This is a genomic window from Labrenzia sp. THAF35 (genome assembly GCF_009363595.1).
In the GTDB taxonomy this organism is placed as follows: Bacteria; Pseudomonadota; Alphaproteobacteria; order Rhizobiales; family Stappiaceae; genus Roseibium; species Roseibium algicola.
In genome coordinates, this window is the sequence record NZ_CP045380.1 from 2,350,215 (window position 1) to 2,368,511 (window position 18,297).

An 18,297-nucleotide genomic window follows, 5' to 3' on the forward strand; every position below is an offset into this window, starting at 1 on the left:
AATCGTTTACCAAAAATACCACAAATTCTAAATTTACATCAAGTTATACATGTAATTCGAAGATTGAAGTTGGTTTTTATTAAGGTAACCCTGCGTGTGATGACGTTAGGTTTTAACGGAGCACGTGCAAGTCATGGCCGACACCGATACTTCAGCGAATGCAGGCAAGCCCGGCGTTTCTTCTTCAACGGAGACCGCAGCAAAGTCCAACGGCGGATCAGAACCGTCGCCTGCACGCATGGAGGCTCAAGCAGGCGATCCCTACCGCCCGGCCGGTGGTAATGATTATTCCCTGTCCGTGGAACCGGAAGATACCGGTGAAGCAACCTTGGCGAACCTTTATCAGGCTGTGCCTCTCGAAGATCGAGGATCTGGTGCTTCAACCCAGGATGCCGAGGGACTTGGCGGCGACGGCGGCAGAGACGGCCAGGGTGCGCATGGGGGGCTGGGTCAGGGATTGGGCGGAGCTGGAACCGGTGACACGCTACTGCCGGACGGCGGTACCGAAGTGGCCGAAACCGCCGATGGTGGTCCAAACGATGACGGCGGCCTTGGAGACGGTGCCGTTCCGGAAGCGCGTGGTCTCGACCCGACGTTGTCTCAATTCGATCTGGGCGGCGATGGCATTCAGTCATCGGGCTCCCAGGTTGGTGACGGAACCAGCGGCGGAGGCGGAGGTGCTGGTGAAGGCGGCGATGGTGGGAACACCGAGGTCGGCCCTGTCGAGGACGTCGACAGCACCGACAATTTTGTAACGGAAAACGCCGCAGGGGGTACCGTTGTCGGCGTGGTCGCCTTTGCGAATGATCCGGATGCGACCGACACGGTATCCTACTCGATCACCGATAGTCGGTTCGAAATCGACCCGGATACGGGCCTTATTACCGTTGCCTATGGAGCGGTGATTGATCGCGAGACGACCCCCTATATCGATATTGAAGTGACGGCGACGTCCACGGATGGATCGACTTCTACCGGCACCTTCCGGGTCACGGTTGGCGACGAGAACGAGTTCGATATCGGTCCGGTGACGGACGTTGATGGTGCCGACAACTTCGTCCAGGAGAACTCCGCCGGTGGCACGGTTGTCGGTGTGACGGCGTTTGCTGAAGACCCGGATGCAACGGATACAGTTTCCTATTCCATCACCGATAGTCGGTTCGAGATCGACCCGGACACGGGCGTTATTACCGTTGCCGATGGCGCGGTGATTGACCGCGAGACAACCCCCTATATCGACATCGAAGTGACGGCAACGTCAACGGATGGCTCGACTTCTACCGGCATCTTCCGGGTCACGGTGGGCGACGAGAACGAGTTCGGCATTGGACCGGTGACGGACATTGATGGTGCCGACAACTTCGTCCAGGAGAACTCTGCTGGTGGCGCGGTTGTCGGCGTGACGGCGTTTGCTGAAGACCCGGATGCGACCGACACGGTCACCTATTCCATCACCGATGGTCGGTTCGAAATCGACCCGGACACGGGCGTAATTACTGTCGCTGATGGCGCGGTGATTGATCGCGAGACGACCCCCTATATCGATATTGAAGTGACGGCGACGTCCACGGATGGATCGACTTCGACCGGCACCTTCCGGATCACGGTTGGCGATGAAAACGAGTTCGGCATTGGACCGGTGACGGACGTTGATGGTGCCGACAACTTCGTCCAGGAGAACTCCGCCGGTGGCACGGTTGTCGGTGTGACGGCGTTTGCTGAAGACCCGGATGCAACGGATACAGTTTCCTATTCCATCACCGATAGTCGGTTCGAGATCGACCCGGACACGGGCGTTATTACCGTTGCCGATGGCGCGGTGATTGACCGCGAAACAACCCCCTATATCGACATCGAAGTGACAGCAACGTCAACGGATGGGTCAACCTCGACCGGGACCTTCCGGATCACGGTGGGCGACGAGAACGAGTTCGATATCGGTCCGGTGACGGACGTTGATGGTGCCGACAACTTCGTCCAGGAGAACTCTGCCGGTGGCACGGTTGTCGGCGTGACGGCGTTTGCCGAAGATCCGGATGCGACGGACACGGTCACCTATTCCATCACAGACAGCCGGTTCGAGATCGACCCGGATACGGGCGTGATTACCGTTGCCGATGGCGCGGTGATCGACCGCGAGACGACGCCTTTTATCGATATTGAAGTGACGGCGACGTCCACGGATGGATCGACTTCGACCGGTACCTTCCGGGTCACGGTGGGCGACGAGAACGAGTTCGATATCGGCCCGGTGACGGACGTTGATGGTGCCGACAACTTCGTCCAGGAGAACTCTGCCGGTGGCACGGTTGTCGGTGTGACGGCGTTTGCCGAAGACCCGGATGTAACGGACACGGTCACCTATTCCATTACAGACAGCCGGTTCGAAATCGACCCGGATACGGGCCTTATTACCGTTGCCGATGGCGCGGTGATTGACCGCGAGACGACGCCTTTTATCGATATTGAAGTCACAGCCACGTCAACGGATGGGTCAACCTCGACTGGCACCTTCCGGATTATTGTGGGCGACGAAAACGAATTCGATATCGGGCCGGTGAGCGACATCGACCCGGCAGCCAACAGCATTTCAGAGACCGCCAATGGCGGTGAATATGCCGGGATCACCGCCTTCGCCGAGGATCCTGATCCGGCGGACAGTGTCACCTACCAGCTGACTGGTGACGACAGATTCGAGATCGATCCGGATACAGGTGTCATCACCGTAAAGAATGGCGCGCAGTTCGATGCGGAAACAGAACCTTCCATCGAGATGACTGTCACCGCAACGTCAACGGATGGCTCTTCCTCAACGAAGACCTTCACCGTGGCCGTGACAGATAACAATGAAGCACCGGATCTGATCGTTCATCTGGAAAACGGCTCAGAACAGTTTGTCGTCAACGGCAGCTTCGAAATCTATGACGGGGTTCACGGCGGACCAGCCGGGTCCGGCTGGTACGAAAACCCGATTTCGATCGAGGGTTGGACCTACGACAACGTCGATGTGCATGAGGCGGGGCACAATAGTTACGGCGCGACAGACGGCGGTCATCATCTGGACCTTGCAGCCATGAACAATGGCTGGGCTTCTCAGCAAATAGAGGGGCAGCTTGATGGTCAGGTCTATCATCTGACATTCGACATGAAGTCGCGCGGCGGCGTTGGGGAAAGTGTCGCCGAGGTCTATTGGAACGGCGAGTTGATCGACACGATCGACCCGGCCACTACGGGAACGGGCTGGCAGGCCTATGCCTATGACATCGTTGGCGGATCCGGCGACGGCTCCAATACGCTGACATTCGTTGAGATCGGTTCCGATAACCTGGGTGGTGCGCTGATCGACAGTGTGTCCATTGTTTCCGACAACCGCACTGCGGTCGTCGAGGAATATTACGGCGCTGAGATTGCGCCCTTGTCAGTATTCGATCCGGATGTGGGCGATACGCATACATTCACGGTTTCGGACGACCGGTTTGAGGTGGTCGTATCCGGCGACAGATACCTGCTCAAATTGAAGGACGATCAGGCCTTCGATTACGAAACCGAGACTCAGGTGACCCTTGAGGTGACGGCAACTGACCAGGGCGGTCTTTCCGACACGGAGATCGTGGTGATCGACGTGATCGATATCGACGACACCAATTCTCCCATTGGTCCGCTCGCGGACATTGATGCCAGCGCAAATCAGGTCCTTGAAAACGCAGCTGCAGGTGCCGTCGTGGGTCTGACTGCCTTTGCAAACGATCCGGATGCAGGTGACAGCGTGACGTATCAGCTCAGCGGTGACGCGCGCTTCGAGATCGACCCGGTGTCGGGGGTGATCACCGTTGCCAGTGGGGCAAGTTTCGACAAGGAAACCGAACCGGAAATCGATGTTCTGGTGACGGCTACTTCGACTGACGGATCAGTCTCAACCGAAACCTTCACGATTGCGATTGCCGATGCCAATGAGGCGCCGGACCTCGACTTCGATCCGGAACTTGGGCCGGGCGTTTCCGTGACGCTGACCTTTGTCGAGGAATACGCCGGCCACAGCAATGTGCTGGGTGTCTTCTACGTGGACGGCAACGGCAATCCCGTGGCCGGCGAAATCGTCTGGGTCAACCAGAACCAATTGACACCGGGCGATACGGCGACCCTCTATCTGGAAGGCGTCGAAGCGAGCGAAATCGGTTATTTCCTGATCCCGGATGGTGCAGACACGAACAATGGTCTTCTTGCCGGTGACAAGGTGACGTTCCAGAAGGACGGGCAGGGGAACTGGCAGGCCGTCGGACCTGACGGGACGCTGCTGGTCGGGGCCGAGGTCAATGTTCTTTTCTCCGGTAACGGGTCACTCAATCCGGATGGATACGACTACACGGTGGAAAGCGGCATCAGGATCGGCTTTGAGGACATTGCCGGCGGGGGTGACGAGGATTTCGACGACGTCGTCTTCGACCAGACAACTTTCGAAACCACGGCTCGTGCCGCGGTCTATGAAGAAGATCCGGGGGCGGAAATCGGTGCCTTGTCGGTATTCGATCCCGATGTCGGCGATACGCACAGCTTCACGGTTTCCGATAGTCGCTTCGAGGTCATATCGATCAACGGTGAGAACATTCTCAAACTGAAGGACGGTGTGGCGCTCGATTATGAGACCGAGACCCAGGTGAGCGTTGAGGTTACCGTTACCGATAGCGGCGGGCTGTCGGACACGGAAACCATCGTGATCGACGTCATCGACGTGGAGCCGGAAGGGCCTGCCGACGACAATGAGCCGATCGGGCCTGTCAGGGATGTCGATACGGCCCAGAATCTGGTTGCGGCGACAGCTGCTGCCGGAATGGTGATCGGCCTGACGGCATTCGCGGAAGATGCCGACGCCGGAGACACGGTGACCTATTCCATCGACGACAGCCGGTTTGATATCGACGCAGACACCGGTGTGGTGACCCTCGCCAGTGGTGCAGCGCTGGTTGCAGGCGAGACCATCGACGTGACGATCACCGCCACATCAAGTGACGGATCCCAGTCGAGCGCGGTTTTTCCCGTGACGGTGACTTCGGGTGTGATTGAGAACTCGCCGCCTGATCTGATCGTCGGCAACGCGATCTACCGGCCGGACCAGGGCAACAAGCACTGGGACGATCATCATGATGGCCATTGGGGGCATATCCAGGACGGGGAAACGGGGCACTATCACGAAGATGACGGTGTCCACGGTCAGACCTATCACGGCCACGACGACGACTGTACGGGCAACGAGTATCACGTTCCGGAAAACCAGACAGGTGTCGAACTTATCGAGCTTTCGGTAGTGGACCCCGATATCGGCGACACGCACACCTTCACGGTGTCGGATGACCGGTTTGAAGTCGTGAGCAATGGCGACAGCTATCTGCTGAAGCTGAAGGATGATGCGGCAGTCGACTACGAAACGGAGCAAAGCATCACGATAGACGTTACCGCGACGGACAGCGGAGGCTTGTCGGATACCGAGACAATTACTCTGGATGTGGTCGACTTTGATGATGTGCCCCTGTGCGAGGTCGGGACAAGTAATGCCGATACGATTGTTGGGGGCGATTTCGTGGACAGCATTTCCGGACTTGGCGGAAATGATATCCTGCTGGGTCAGGGGGGCAGCGACCTCATCTATGGCGGGGCTGGTGACGATGTGATCCGGGGTGGCGCGGGCGACGACGTTCTTTCCGGCGGTGACGGGTCGGATCTGTTCGCCTACATGCTCGGCGACGGGCATGACAGCATTTACGGCGGTGCCGGCGGGAGCTGGATCGATATCGTCGATCTGAGCAAGGCCGCCGATGGCACCGATATCGGAACCTATGGTGTCGACTGGTCCATCACCATGACGGAAGGTTCCATCGAGAGCATCGATGCAGTGGCGGGCGAGATCACCCTTTCGCAGGATTCGGGGGGCTACATCGAGTTTGCCGATGGCGGACGCATCGACTTCACGGATCTGGAAGGCGTTCAGTACTGATCAGCAGGAAGGCAAAAAAGCGGGCTTGTTACGCCCGCTTTTTGTGTTGCCGGTTATTGAATTGGAGGCAGTGGTTCTGTCTCGATAAAGACGGTGTCGCTGGTCACGACCTCGACGACGGTCGACTGGAAGACATCGTTTTCCGACGGTCCAAGGCGCAGGTCCCAGGTATTGAACTCAGGCATGAGGCGCGGGACCGGTGCCGGCCGTTCCTCGATGATCCCGAAATGCTGCGGCGCCAGCCGACCAATGTTGGCCAGCAGGAAGAAGTCGGCAATGCGGCTGTCATAGCGTGCCCGGACATGGTCGACCTTGCTGAGCAATAGTTCGCGCTCGCCGTCCAGAACATCGAGCAGGGACCGCTGACCGCTGTCGAATTCCACCTGCAGGCCCTTGACCGCGCGCTGGTTGGCCTCAATCGCGCGCTTTACCGCCTTTACCTTCAGTCTTGAGGCAGCCCGCTGCTTCATGGCACGGACAACGTTCTCGCGGATGATCTGCTGGGTGTCGTCCAGCTCGTATTCCTGTTGGGCTGCCGTGAAGTTTGCGCGTTTGACCGCGGCAATGTTGCGGCCACCGGTGAAGAAAGGGGCCGTGACGCGCACGCCAAAGCGGAAGTCTTCTTCGTCCTGATTGCCAAGGTTGCCCTGGTAACCGGTTTGCCATTCGCTTTCCAGCGAGACACGCGGCAGCATGTCGCCGACTGCGGCGCGTGCGGCGTAACGTGCGGCCCTTGCATCTGCCGTTGCGGCGCGGATGGACGGATTGTTCTGCAGCGCGACGTTGATCGCGTCATCCAGACCGGCGGGCTCGATTGTCTGTGGAATGCCAGGCCAGCCGAGCTTGCCCGGCTTTTGTCCGGTCAGGCGCTCATAGACAGCCTCGGAGGCTTCCAGGTCGCCGACCGCCTGGTCGGAATTCCCCTGCGCTTCACCGAGACGGGCAAGCGCCTGTTCGATATCGGTGCGCGTTGCGTCTCCCGACTTGTAACGGGCGCGGGCGGCGTTCACTTCCCGTTGCACCACGTTGGTATAGGCCCGCAGGTGAGCGAGGATCGCCCGATCGCGAACAACGCGCAGATAGGCATCAGCTGTATTGAACAGCAGCGTCTGTTCGGCGCCAATGAGCTGGTTGCGACCGGAATTCGCTTCCTCATGAGCCTGGTTCAGCCGATTGACACCCGCAAAACCCTGAAACACCGTCTGGGACATGGAAATGCCCAGCTCGTGGAAGAACGACCTGTCGCTGTTGCCGCTGCGCTCGCTGCGGAAGGCGTTCTGTTCTCCCAGGTAAGTGCCGGTAACCGTCGGCAGAAACTCGGACCTAGCGGTCCAGACGTCCTGGTTGGTCGCTTCGTAACGCGACCGTTCCGCCTTGAGGCCCGGGTTGATGGCGTAGGCCGACCCCATGGCTTCTTCGAGCGACTGGGCGGATACGGTTGCGCTGGCGAAGGACAGGCTGATCAGTGACGCGCCTGCCAGCAGACCGGCAAGGCGGGTTTTCAATCCGTGCATCAGTTTGGCAGGGGCAGGGAAGGTCGTCATTGCAGCACCGTGATCGTTGTCTGCCCTTAAGGTAAAATTTTATAGTTAATCAAAAGTAAGTTGAGCTTAGAGAATATGGTCAAGAATTTTCAGTAATTACCTAGGGTAATCTTTGTTTGGCGTTGCTTCTTTTAGGATATTGATATTAATATCAAGGTTTAATTTGATAATAATTTAAGTTGAATTCAGTGATAAGTCAGCTTCCCGTTCTGTCTAAACTCGGGTGAAACTTTTTGATCTGCGAAGGCAGTAGATGTTTCCCGAACAGAAAGCCCTGCACTTGCAGGCATCCGGCTTGTTGCAGGAATTGCAGCTGTCGTTCCGTTTCGACACCTTCGGCGATTACTGGGATCTTGAAACTATGGCCGAGCAGAACGGCAGAGCGCAGGATTGCCCGGGCATGAGGGTTGGTTTCCAGCGACTGGGTGAAGGCTCTGTCGACCTTGATCTTGTCGAAGGGAAAGGCTTGCAGCGTGTTGAGCGAGGAATAGCCCTTGCCGAAGTCGTCCATGGCAACGCGCACGCCCATTTTGCGCAGCGAGAGGATCGTCTCGTGAACCCGTTCGTGATCCTCGATCGGGGTGGATTCGGTGAGTTCCACTTCCAGGCGTTCCGCCGGCAGGCCTGTCTTCATCAGCACGGTGGAAACGAGACCGGCAAAATCGCAACGGGAGAACTGCAGCGGGGAAGCGTTGACCGACAGCGTTACCGGGTTTTCCCAGCAGGCAGCTTCCTTGCAGGCAGCTTCCAGGACCCAGTTGCCGATATCCAGGATAATGCCTGACCGTTCGGCAATCGGAATGAAGTCCTCCGGCGGAATCGGGCCTTTTTCCGCGTGGCGCCACCTGACCAGAGCTTCGTAGCCAATCAGCTCGCCGGTCTTTGTCAGGTTCTGTTTCTGGAAGACCAGATTGAGCTGGTTTTCGAGCGTTGCATTGCGCAAGTCAGCCGCCAGGCCCGCCTCCCAGCGATTGGTTTCCTCCATGCCCGTGACATAGGGCTGGATCAGGTTGCCGCCGATCGATTTTGCTTGCTTGGCAGCAAGGTTAGCCCTTTGCACCAGCTTGTTCAGGTCCTTGCCGTCGCGCGGAAACACGGCAAGGCCAATACTGGAGCGGATGGACAGGCGGTAGGAATTCCACTGAACCGGCCTTCGGGCAAGGGAGCGAACCAGACGGGCGAAGTCCACGGCGTCATCCAAAGTGTCGAGCGACGGATTGATGACCAGAAATTCGTCGCCGTAGAAGCGGGAGATGAAGACCCTGTCGCTCAGGTTGTTTTTCAGCGTATTGGCCAGGGTGCACAGGACAGTGTCGCCGACTTCGTAGCCGTGAAGGTCGTTGATGGCCTTGAACTGGTCCAGGCTGATCAGCACGACGGCGCATGTCTTGCCTTCCAGTTCGGCCTTTTCCAGAAGGTCTGCCGCAGCCTTCTGTACAAAATGCCGGTTTGGAAGTCGTGTCAGAGAATCCTGCAGCGACAGGTGTTTATAGGCTCGCCTGGCCGCGTTTTTCCTGTACCGGTCGAGCAGCGCACCAGTTGCAGCCGCAAAGGTGCATAGGCCGAAGATGACCAGCGACATCACCATCATGTGCCTTTCGGACATGAGCATGATTTCGCGCGGGAAACTGACTTCGCGAAGGGGCGTGGCCGGGGAATGCACCGGCAAGTGTATCGAAACTGCCGACAGGAAAAGGAACAGCGTTGCACTTACATATGCGCGCCTGGACTGCAGCTGCGGAACGAAACTCATTGCAATTGCCCCAAGGCACGTTCCGAACAGAAATGTCCAAAGTCCGAAGGCTTCGCTCGTATCAGGTAAACCGGCGATCTCCCTGGCCGTCGTCAGCGTCAGACCCATTCCTGCAATGGCAAGGCCAAACAGGATGCCGCCAAGTTCCGGTGCGAGCCGGATGTTTCGCCGCACAGCGAGCGCATAACCTGACAGAAGACCGGCAAAGACGACAAGCAGGGCAAGCAGAGCCGTTTGAAGCCGGTACCCTGACTCCGCGGGAAGCTTTACCGAAGAAAAGGCGATGATCTGGGCCGCCCAGATTGCCGAGGCGCCGACGAGTGCAGACCAGATGAGCCAGATGACCCGTGCAGGGCTTGCATCGCGGTCGACCTTCGCAAGAAGCAGGAAGGAGAAGGCGCATCCGAAGAGACACGTTGCGATCGCAAGTGTCAAAAGAGCATGGTCATGCTCAAAAGACAAAACTGTTGCGACGCGTTCCATAAAAGCTCCCACCGACGGTTGATTTCATGAAAGCTTAAAAAACATAACAAACTGTGTTTTTCCGGAGTATTTCAAGTATTGCTCTTTGTTTAATCTGGTATTGTTGTAATTGCGCATGAAGTATCCGTTCAATTGGTGGCTATTATTGTCAGTATTGACCTATTTTTCGAGCGGCTTTGGGGTGCATAGGTGCCGCTGCCGGTTTACCTGCGTGCAATTGGAGCGGAAGAGCTGCTTCTGAAGAGCGTGGCAAAACCTGCCCTTTGTCTGAGCCAGGCAATTCGTAAACATCTGCCGCCAAAAGCGCGGCATTTTCAGGAAGTGGCGCGTTCTGCAGCACTGACTTGACGCTTCGGTAACTGGAGCATGTCCTTAAGTCACCGTAATTTTTGACAATATTTTTGAGCCTCAAGAAAGCCCGAAATTCGTGCAAAATCCAGCAAATGAGCGGATCCGGAAGGTCGCGACACTGCCCGGGTGCCCTCAGGGCATGGGGATGGATAAAATTCTATCGATATAATTAGCAATACGGCATTGATTTGCTTCCAAAACAGGGCGGCCGCGCCGGAGGGCAATGCCTTCAGCGATCAGAAATGCCGCTCCGGCCTCGAGCGAGAGGTGCGGGACAATGCAAACTGTTTAAGACACGTCAGGAGAACGGGTGCATCCCGCAATGCCAACGAAAGCCAGATCCACTCGCGTCGACAACGCTTATGAACGCTTGAAAACCGAGATCCTGAACGGGCAATTGCCGCCCGGATTTCAGGCGCCGGAACCGGACATCGCGACACGGCTGGGCATGAGCCGGACGCCGGTTCGCGAAGCGCTTATCCGGCTGGAGGCTGACGGTCTGGTGGACCTCGTGCCCCGCCGGGGAGCAAAGGTTCTGCCGATTTCGCTGCAGGACATCTGCGAGATCTACCAGATCCTTTCGGCGCTTGAAGCCCTCGCCGCAGGCACCGCTTGCCGCAAGGCGGGCGACGAGACGCTCGCGGAAATCGAAGAAGTGCTCAACGAGTCCGATGATGCGCTGGAACGTCAGGACATCGAAGCCTGGGCCGTACACGATGACAGGTTCCACAGGCTGATGGCCAAGGCGAGCGGCAATCTGCGTCTGGAAGCTGAAATCGAGGGGTTTCTCGATCAGGTCTACCGGGCTAACACCGTGTTGCTGCGCCTGAACAAGGCACCGGCATCAAATGCTGCCGATCATCGCAAGATTGTGCAGGCGATCCGGGACGGCGACACCGACGGCGCCACGGAGACGGCGCGATTACACCGTCTCAACGGAATGCTCAGGATGAAGGATGTGCTGCAGGACTGCGGTCTCAGCCACGTTTGATCATTTTGGCGCAGCTGGGGCCGGGCCGGTGGACTGTCCGATGATCAGCTCCGCGTCCAGATGCAGGGAAGCCGGTTTGCTGGCCGGATTGGAAATCATGTTCAGGAGCAGCTCGGCAGCCTTTTCCCCGGCGTAGCGAACCGAGGAGCGGGTGCAGGTGAAAATCGGCACTTCTCCGCTGTTGGGCAGGAAAGACAGGGCATCGTCATGGGTGATGATGGACACGTCCCTGCCTGTCTTCAATCCGCACTGGCCGACAGCGCGGGCGACACCGATCGCTGATATCATGGACGAAATCAGGAAGGCGGTCGGCGGATTGTCGCTCTTCAGCATCTCCATCGCATTGTCGCAGCCGTAAGGTTCGGTCATGTCCGCACTGCGCATCAAGGCCGGGTCCGGTGTCAGGCCCCGTGCTGCCAGCGCTTCCTCGAAGCCGCGCCGGCGCCGGTTGGCGAAGTCCATATGTTCCAGACCGTTCAACAATGCGATCCGGGTGTGGCCGAGATCGAGCAGCAGGTTGGTCGCCCGTTCGAAGGCGCGCCGGTTGTTCATGTCGATCCAGGAGGTTTCGTCCTCGGCGCCGGGAATGCGCCCGTGCACGACGAAGGGCAGATTGAGTTCTTTCAGAAGCCTGTGCCTGCGCTCGTCATTTGCGGGGCCGTGAATGATCACGCCGTCGGCCTTCTTGCGTGAGGCGATCTGCCGGTAGGCGTCTTCTTCCTTGGCATCGTCGACGACGGAGATGATCATGTCGTAGCCGTGGCGCGAATAGGTCTCCCCGGCGCCGGCTATGAACTCCAGAAAGATCGGGTTCATCATCTCGTGAATTGAGCGCGGTATGACATGGCCGATGGCCATTGCGCGGCCGGTTGCAAGCCGCCGCGCCTGGCTGTTGGGCGCGTAGCCGAGCTTGTCGGCCATCTCGGTCACGCGTTTGCGCGTTTCTTCGCTGACTTCCGGATAGCCGTTGAGTGCGCGGCTTACCGTGGTCTGAGACAGGTTCAGCCGTTGCGACAGTTCTTTCAGGTTTACGCCATTGCTCATTCTGGCCCAAAACGCTTTGAAAGCGCCCTCCCAACAGGCTGTTATTGAAATGCAACATTAATTCGCGAGTTGCGCGCTTGACAAGGCCGAAGCCTGAAGACATGGTTAGGGCCAAATCCAAAGCGGTTTGGATAAAGGGTTCTGGTAGAATTGCCGACCTGGAAAAACGGGTTGGTATTGCTGCAAGGTGGCGAGGTATGCCACCTTGGGTGGAGTGTTCCAGCATAGGGACAATCTGGGAGGACAGATATGAAACTACGTTTGAAAGCCTGCACGGCAGGTCTGGCGCTTGCCATCGGGCTTGGCGCGGGCTCTGCATCCGCGGCTGACCTGAAATTCGCTCCGGGCGAAGGCCCGTTCAACTGGGACAGCTACAACGCATGGGCTGAGAGCGCGCCTGACCTGAAGGGGCAGACCGTGACGATCGCCGGCCCGTGGCTGCAGCCGGAAGACGGCTATTTCCGCAACGTGCTAGCCTATTTCACCGAAGCTACCGGCGCTGAAGTCATTTACACCGGTTCGGATTCCTTCGAACAGCAGATCGTGATTGATGCCGAAGCCGGCGCCGCACCGAATATCGCTGTCTTCCCGCAGCCGGGCCTTGCCGCCGACATGGCTGCGCGCGGCCTGCTGAAGCCGCTCCCGGAAGGCATGGCTGACTGGGTCGCCAACAACTACGGGGCCGGCGAAAGCTGGGTGAACCTCGGCACCTACAAGGATGCCGACGGCCAGGATCAGCTGTTCGGCTTCTTCTACAACGTCAACGTCAAGAGCCTTGTCTGGTACGTGCCGGAAAACTTCGAGGACGCCGGCTATGAAGTGCCGACGACCATGGAAGAGCTGAAGGCGCTGACCGAGCAGATCGTTGCCGATGGCGAAACACCCTGGTGTATCGGTCTGGGTTCAGGTGCTGCCACGGGCTGGCCGGCAACCGACTGGGTCGAGGATCTGATGCTGCGCACGCAGCCGGCTGACGTCTACGACCAGTGGACCACCAACGAGATCCCCTTTGACGACGAGCGTGTCGTTGCCGCGATCGAGGAATTCGGCTGGTTCGCACGCGACGATGCCAAGGTCGCGGGCGGTGCGGGAGCCGTTGCTTCCACCGATTTCCGTGACAGCCCGAAGGGTCTCTTCTCCTCACCGCCGCAGTGCTACCTGCACCGCCAGGCATCCTTCGTGCCGGCCTTCTTCCCGGATGGCGTCGAGTTCGGCACCGATGTCGACTTCTTCTACTTTCCGGCCTACGCGGAAAAGGATCTCGGCAGCCCGGTTCTCGGTGGTGGTACGCTGATGGCGATCACCAATCCGTCCGACGCGACCAACGAACTGATGAAGTTCTTCGAACTGCCGCTCTCGCATGAAGTGATGATGGCCCAGACTGGCTTCCTCACGCCTCACAAGGGTGCCAACCCGGCAGCCTACAAGGACGACACGCTGCGCGGTCAGGGCGAGATCCTGGTCAATGCCAGCACCTTCCGTTTCGATGGCTCCGACCTGATGCCGGGTGCCGTTGGCGCGGGCACGTTCTGGACCGGAATGGTCGACTATACCGGCGGCAAGGACGCAAAAGCCGTCGCCGAAGAAATCCAGAAAAGCTGGGACGCCCTCAAGTAATCCTTCAGGCGGCCGGTCTCCCCAGGGAGGCTGGCCGTTCTTCTGACGGATCGGCGAAAACGTCCAACAAACAAAGTTCCTAAACGCAGGAAGCCCCCGGTCTTCCGGGTGCCTCCCCATAATCAATAATGGGAGGGAACGGCCATGCTATCGGACAATCCGGCACTGTTAGGGCTCTTTACCATCGTCGTTGGCGTTGGAGCCTGCCTTGCCTATTTCTTCTTTTCGAATGTCTTTCTCGACAAGGTCCTGTTTCCGGCGCGCGGCCCCAATGCAGGAAAGAACATCAACCGGGCCAACATGATCCGGCCCTGGCTGTTCCTGTTCCCGGCCTTGTTCGCGCTGACGCTGTATCTTGCCTATCCGGTCTTCGAGACCTTGCGCCTGTCGCTGACAGACCGCTCCCAGGGAGGGGCCTTTGTCGGCCTTGCCAACTATCGCCAGATGATGAACGAGGCGAAGTTCTGGGAAGCGGTGCGCAACAACATGCTGTGGCTGATTGTCGTGCCGGCTGCCTCGACGGCTTTCGGGCTGCTGGTCGCCCAGCTCACGGACCGGATCAGATGGGGCAACTTCGCCAAGTCGCTGATCTTCATGCCGATGGCGATCTCTTTCGTTGGCGCATCGGTCATCTTCAAGCTGATCTACGATACGCGCGCCGCCGATCAGAACCAGATCGGCGTTCTGAACGCGATCTGGCTGAAGTTTGACGGTGGCATCGGCTCCGTTGTCTTTCTTCAGCTTCTGCCGACCCTTCTCCTGCTGGCATTCGCTGTTGTTGTTGCCTATGTGGCCTGGACCTTCGTGCGCGGCATTGTCGCCCGGGGGGAGGACAAGTCGATCTGGCTTCTGCCCCTGCGCCTTCTGGTCGCCGTTGGCGGGATCTGGCTGATCTGGATTTCGCTGAGTTCCGCGCTCGGTGTCTGGATTGCCGAGGTGCCTTACGGCGAACCGCAGACCTGGCTGACCTTGCCGCTGTGGAACAACTTCTTCCTGATGGTGGTGCTGATCTGGATCCAGACCGGCTTTGCCATGGTGATCCTGTCCGCGGCCCTGCGCGGCATTCCGGAGGAAACCGTGGAAGCTGCGATCGTTGACGGGGCCAATCCGTTCCAGATCTTCTTCAAGATCAAGGTGCCGCAGATCATGGGGACCATCGTGGTGGTCTGGACCACGATCACGCTCACTGTGCTCAAGGTGTTCGACATCGTCTTCGCGATGACCAACGGCCAGTGGGAGACCCAGGTTCTGGCCAACTACATGTACGACAAGCTTTTCCGTGCCAACGATTGGGGAGTGGGGTCGGCGAGTGCCATCATCATCATGCTGCTCGTCACGCCGATCCTCGTCTGGAACGTTTACAACGCCCGGAAGGAGATGAAGTGATGGCCAGTATTGCTGGGAAAAAATCCGGCCTGACCTGGGCCGTTCAGATCTCCGTCGCAGCGCTCGTTCTGTTGTGGCTGTTCCCGACCGTCGGGCTGTTCGTCTCGTCCTTCCGGACCGCGGACCAGATCTCCAGCTCCGGCTGGTGGGCGGCGCTGTTTCCGGCCGAACAGAACGAGGTCTACCGGACTTCGGATCCGGACGAGACCCGTGTTGCCGATGGAGACTTTTTCACCGTGTCCGGCAACATCTTCGAAGGTGAGCCGCGCGAGATCCGCTCGTGGGGCGTCTCATCCAGAGACGTGTCTGCTTACCAGCCGGGCGAAACGGCGGATATGGGTGATGGCGAAAGCCTGACGCTCCAGGCCGACGGGTCCTATGTCTGGAAAGGCAATGACAAGCAGATCTCCGGCCGTGGCCAGCGTGTTTTCGTGACCGCGACCGTGCCGCCGGAATTCACGCTGGAAAACTACCAGACCATCCTCTTTTCCGGAACCGGACAGGACAACATGGGCAAGGCGTTTTTCAACACGCTGACGGTCACCATTCCGGCGACGATCATCCCGATCGTCATTGCGGCGTTCGCAGCCTATGCGCTTGCCTGGATGGAATTTCCCGGCCGCGCCCTCTTGATCGCCGCCGTTGTGGCGCTGCTCGTCGTGCCGCTTCAACTGGCGCTCATTCCGCTGCTGCGGCTCCATCTCGCCGTCGGTATCGGCAAGGGCTACATGGGGGTCTGGCTGGCCCATACGGCCTTCGGCATGCCGCTCGCGGTCTATCTGCTCAGGAACTACATGGTCGGATTGCCGCGGGACATCATCGAGAATGCCAAGGTGGACGGGGCGACGGATTTCCAGATCTTCACCCGCATCATCCTGCCGCTCAGCTTTCCGGCCCTGGCGTCCTTCGCCATCTTCCAGTTCCTGTGGACCTGGAACGATCTGCTGGTGGCCAAGGTGTTCCTGATCGATGCCACAGGCTCGACCACGGTGATGACCAACCAGATCGTCGAACTCCTGGGAACGCGCGGCGGCAACTGGGAAATTCTCGCGACGGCGGCCTTTGTGTCCATCGCAGTGCCGCTCTTCGTGTTCTTCGCGATGCAGCGCTACCTCGTGCGCGGCCTGTTGGCCGGGTCGGTGAAATAACATGAACAAAATCAACAATCGGGAGCAGCCGGCATGACATCGTTGTCCTTGAAGAATGTCAGCAAGTCCTATGGATCGGTCGAAGTTCTGCGCAACATCAACATGGAGATCAACGCAGGCGAGCTGATCGTTTTCGTCGGTCCGTCCGGGTGCGGAAAGTCGACATTGCTGCGGATGATCGCAGGACTTGAAAAGATCACCGGCGGAACGCTGGAGATCGACGGTGTGGTCGTCAACGATGTGCCGCCGGCACAGCGCGGCATTGCCATGGTGTTCCAGTCCTATGCGCTTTATCCGCATATGACGGTCTACGACAACATGGCCTTCGCCCTGAAGCTGGCGGGCAAGTCGCGCGACGAAATCGACAAGGCGGTGCGGGCGGCTGCGGACAGGCTGCAGCTCACCGCCTATCTCGACCGTCTGCCCAAAGCACTGTCCGGCGGTCAACGCCAACGCGTTGCCATCGGCCGCTCGATCGTGCGGGATCCCAAGGTGTTCCTGTTCGACGAACCGCTGTCGAACCTCGATGCCGCCTTGCGTGTTGCCACCCGGATCGAGATCGCACAGCTGAAGGAGAGCATGCCGGAAAGCACCATGATCTACGTCACTCACGACCAGGTGGAAGCGATGACCCTCGCGACCCGGATTGTCGTGCTGCATGGTGGGGACGTGGAACAATTCGGTGCGCCGCTGGACCTTTACGAGCGTCCCGCAAACACGTTCGTTGCCCAGTTCATCGGCTCTCCGGCAATGAACCTTGTCGATGCCAAGGTGACGGCGACCGGCCAGATGACATCCGTCCAGATGTCCGATGGCGGTCATGCGGATGTACCGATTGCCTCGCTCGACAGCGACAAGGGTGCGCGCGTCAAGCTTGGCGTGCGTCCGGAAGATCTCAGCGTTACCGAAGGTGACGATTATCTGGTCGCGGCGAATGTCGAAATCGTGGAAGCCCTCGGCGAGACAACAGTGCTCTATTTCGCGCCGAGAGAAGGCCACGATGCTTTCATTGCCAAGATCCCGGGTATCTACAAGGTTGAGAAGGGCACGGAACTGCGCCTGACGGCCCCACCGGAAAAGCTGCATCTGTTCGATGGCGAGGGGCGGTCGTTCCTTTACAGGTGATATTCCCGGCAGGGTAGCGAAGGGGTGCATGGCTGCTGACGCCCACCGCAAACCCTTCCTCTCAAGGGGGAGGGTGACTAATGCTTTACCGCGCTAACATGTAGGTGCGCTGAAACCCGCTATCCCTTTTCAGGTATTCGGGCAGACAAGTGAGATCTTTTCAATCTGCACGGACTGATCTCCCTCCCCCTTGTGGGGAGGGGTTAGGGGTGGGGTATTCATCGACTGAAGCTTGGGATACCAACCCCACTTGATCCCTGCCTCTAATCCCGGCAGATCTAATGCTGATGCCCTGCATGGCTGTGCCGGGTTGCATTGATGGATTCGACCTGGGCCTGCATCTCGATATGGCCGAAATCGAATTCGATCTCGATTTCGAACTCCTCTCCTTCCCGGAAAGGGCGGGTAAGGCCGCCGAGGCGCAGGGCCAGGGCGTTGGGAGCAAGAACGAGGGACTTGCCCGGTTGGATCGGAACGGGCGGCAGGGGATCGTAGCCGGTTTCACCGTCCTTCAGGGCAAAGCCGACCAGTTCGACCTTCGAGGCGATCTCGGTGTGACCGCCAACCAGCTTTACCTGCCGTCCGGAGGTGTTCTCGATGTTGACGAAAAGCAGCGCGGAGTTGCCCGATGTCTCCCGGATCCAGGCGTGGACAGCACGCACGCCTTCAGACGTGCCTTCGTGGCTGTCTTCATCCTCATCGTGATGATGTTCGGCCTCGTCATGCGTTTCGTGTGCTTCTGCATCGCCATGCCCTGTTTCGGAGGCGGTATGTGTGCCGGACGCCAAGGCAGAGTGGGGCAGGCAGAACAGCAGCGGCAACAGGACGGCAAGGGCGCGCATATCGGGAAGATCCTTCAGGCTTCA

General features: G+C 58.6%; 10 protein-coding genes. 6 read left to right on the forward strand and 4 right to left on the reverse strand.

Features of this window, described 5'->3' with window-relative positions:
• Positions 1-133: 133 nt before the first annotated feature.
• On the forward strand, positions 134-5,989 hold the full coding sequence (locus FIU93_RS10785; RefSeq protein WP_152505561.1) for a cadherin domain-containing protein: 5,856 nt from the start codon (positions 134-136) through the stop codon (positions 5,987-5,989).
• A gap of 53 nt (positions 5,990-6,042) precedes the next feature.
• Here the strand turns inward: FIU93_RS10785 and FIU93_RS10790 are convergent, their stop codons facing one another.
• Both FIU93_RS10790 and FIU93_RS10795 read right to left on the reverse strand, forming a co-directional pair.
• Positions 6,043-7,533 (reverse strand): TolC family outer membrane protein, encoded by a 1,491-nt coding sequence (locus FIU93_RS10790; protein ID WP_209010335.1) that lies wholly within the window; start codon positions 7,531-7,533, stop codon positions 6,043-6,045.
• A gap of 196 nt (positions 7,534-7,729) precedes the next feature.
• Positions 7,730-9,769 (reverse strand): EAL domain-containing protein, encoded by a 2,040-nt coding sequence (locus tag FIU93_RS10795; RefSeq protein ID WP_152505562.1) that lies wholly within the window; start codon positions 9,767-9,769, stop codon positions 7,730-7,732.
• A gap of 673 nt (positions 9,770-10,442) precedes the next feature.
• Between FIU93_RS10795 and FIU93_RS10800 the strand changes: the two genes are divergently transcribed.
• Positions 10,443-11,111 carry a GntR family transcriptional regulator gene (locus FIU93_RS10800; RefSeq protein ID WP_152505563.1) on the forward strand — a complete coding sequence of 223 codons (669 nt, stop codon included), beginning with the start codon at positions 10,443-10,445 and terminating at the stop codon, positions 11,109-11,111.
• Here the strand turns inward: FIU93_RS10800 and FIU93_RS10805 are convergent, their stop codons facing one another.
• A complete protein-coding gene (locus FIU93_RS10805; protein ID WP_152505564.1) occupies positions 11,112-12,155 on the reverse strand; it encodes a substrate-binding domain-containing protein in 1,044 nt (347 codons plus the stop codon).
• Between the two features lie 249 nt (positions 12,156-12,404).
• Between FIU93_RS10805 and FIU93_RS10810 the strand changes: the two genes are divergently transcribed.
• The 4 genes from FIU93_RS10810 (at position 12,405) to ugpC (ending at position 17,431) form a co-directional block, all read left to right on the forward strand.
• Positions 12,405-13,772, forward strand: a complete 1,368-nt coding sequence (locus tag FIU93_RS10810; RefSeq protein ID WP_023001179.1) for an ABC transporter substrate-binding protein — start codon at positions 12,405-12,407, stop codon at positions 13,770-13,772.
• A gap of 144 nt (positions 13,773-13,916) precedes the next feature.
• Positions 13,917-15,158, forward strand: coding sequence for a sugar ABC transporter permease (locus tag FIU93_RS10815; RefSeq protein ID WP_075283675.1), 1,242 nt, complete (start codon positions 13,917-13,919; stop codon positions 15,156-15,158).
• Positions 15,158-16,306: a carbohydrate ABC transporter permease gene (locus tag FIU93_RS10820; RefSeq protein WP_152505565.1), complete on the forward strand. Its 1,149-nt coding sequence runs from the start codon at positions 15,158-15,160 to the stop codon at positions 16,304-16,306. The genes FIU93_RS10815 and FIU93_RS10820 overlap by 1 nt, the downstream gene beginning before the upstream one ends.
• Before the next feature lie 33 nt (positions 16,307-16,339).
• The gene (gene ugpC, locus FIU93_RS10825; protein ID WP_023001182.1) at positions 16,340-17,431 is read left to right on the forward strand and encodes a sn-glycerol-3-phosphate ABC transporter ATP-binding protein UgpC; all 1,092 of its coding nucleotides are present in this window, start codon (positions 16,340-16,342) and stop codon (positions 17,429-17,431) included.
• Positions 17,432-17,709: 278 nt separating this feature from the next.
• On the opposite strand, the gene FIU93_RS10830 is transcribed toward ugpC, so the two are convergent.
• Positions 17,710-18,273, reverse strand: a complete 564-nt coding sequence (locus tag FIU93_RS10830) for a copper chaperone PCu(A)C (protein ID WP_152505566.1) — start codon at positions 18,271-18,273, stop codon at positions 17,710-17,712.
• Positions 18,274-18,297 lie beyond the last annotated feature (24 nt).

Bases quoted from the DNA above. Each gene is read 5' to 3' on its own strand.
- FIU93_RS10785 (WP_152505561.1), top strand. From the start codon at position 134: ATGGCCGACACCGATACTTCAGCGAATGCAGGCAAGCCCGGCGTTTCT.
- FIU93_RS10790 (WP_209010335.1), bottom strand. From the start codon at position 7,533: ATGACGACCTTCCCTGCCCCTGCCAAACTGATGCACGGATTGAAAACC.
- FIU93_RS10795 (WP_152505562.1), bottom strand. From the start codon at position 9,769: ATGGAACGCGTCGCAACAGTTTTGTCTTTTGAGCATGACCATGCTCTT.
- FIU93_RS10800 (WP_152505563.1), top strand. From the start codon at position 10,443: ATGCCAACGAAAGCCAGATCCACTCGCGTCGACAACGCTTATGAACGC.
- FIU93_RS10805 (WP_152505564.1), bottom strand. From the start codon at position 12,155: ATGAGCAATGGCGTAAACCTGAAAGAACTGTCGCAACGGCTGAACCTG.
- FIU93_RS10810 (WP_023001179.1), top strand. From the start codon at position 12,405: ATGAAACTACGTTTGAAAGCCTGCACGGCAGGTCTGGCGCTTGCCATC.
- FIU93_RS10815 (WP_075283675.1), top strand. From the start codon at position 13,917: ATGCTATCGGACAATCCGGCACTGTTAGGGCTCTTTACCATCGTCGTT.
- FIU93_RS10820 (WP_152505565.1), top strand. From the start codon at position 15,158: ATGGCCAGTATTGCTGGGAAAAAATCCGGCCTGACCTGGGCCGTTCAG.
- ugpC (WP_023001182.1), top strand. From the start codon at position 16,340: ATGACATCGTTGTCCTTGAAGAATGTCAGCAAGTCCTATGGATCGGTC.
- FIU93_RS10830 (WP_152505566.1), bottom strand. From the start codon at position 18,273: ATGCGCGCCCTTGCCGTCCTGTTGCCGCTGCTGTTCTGCCTGCCCCAC.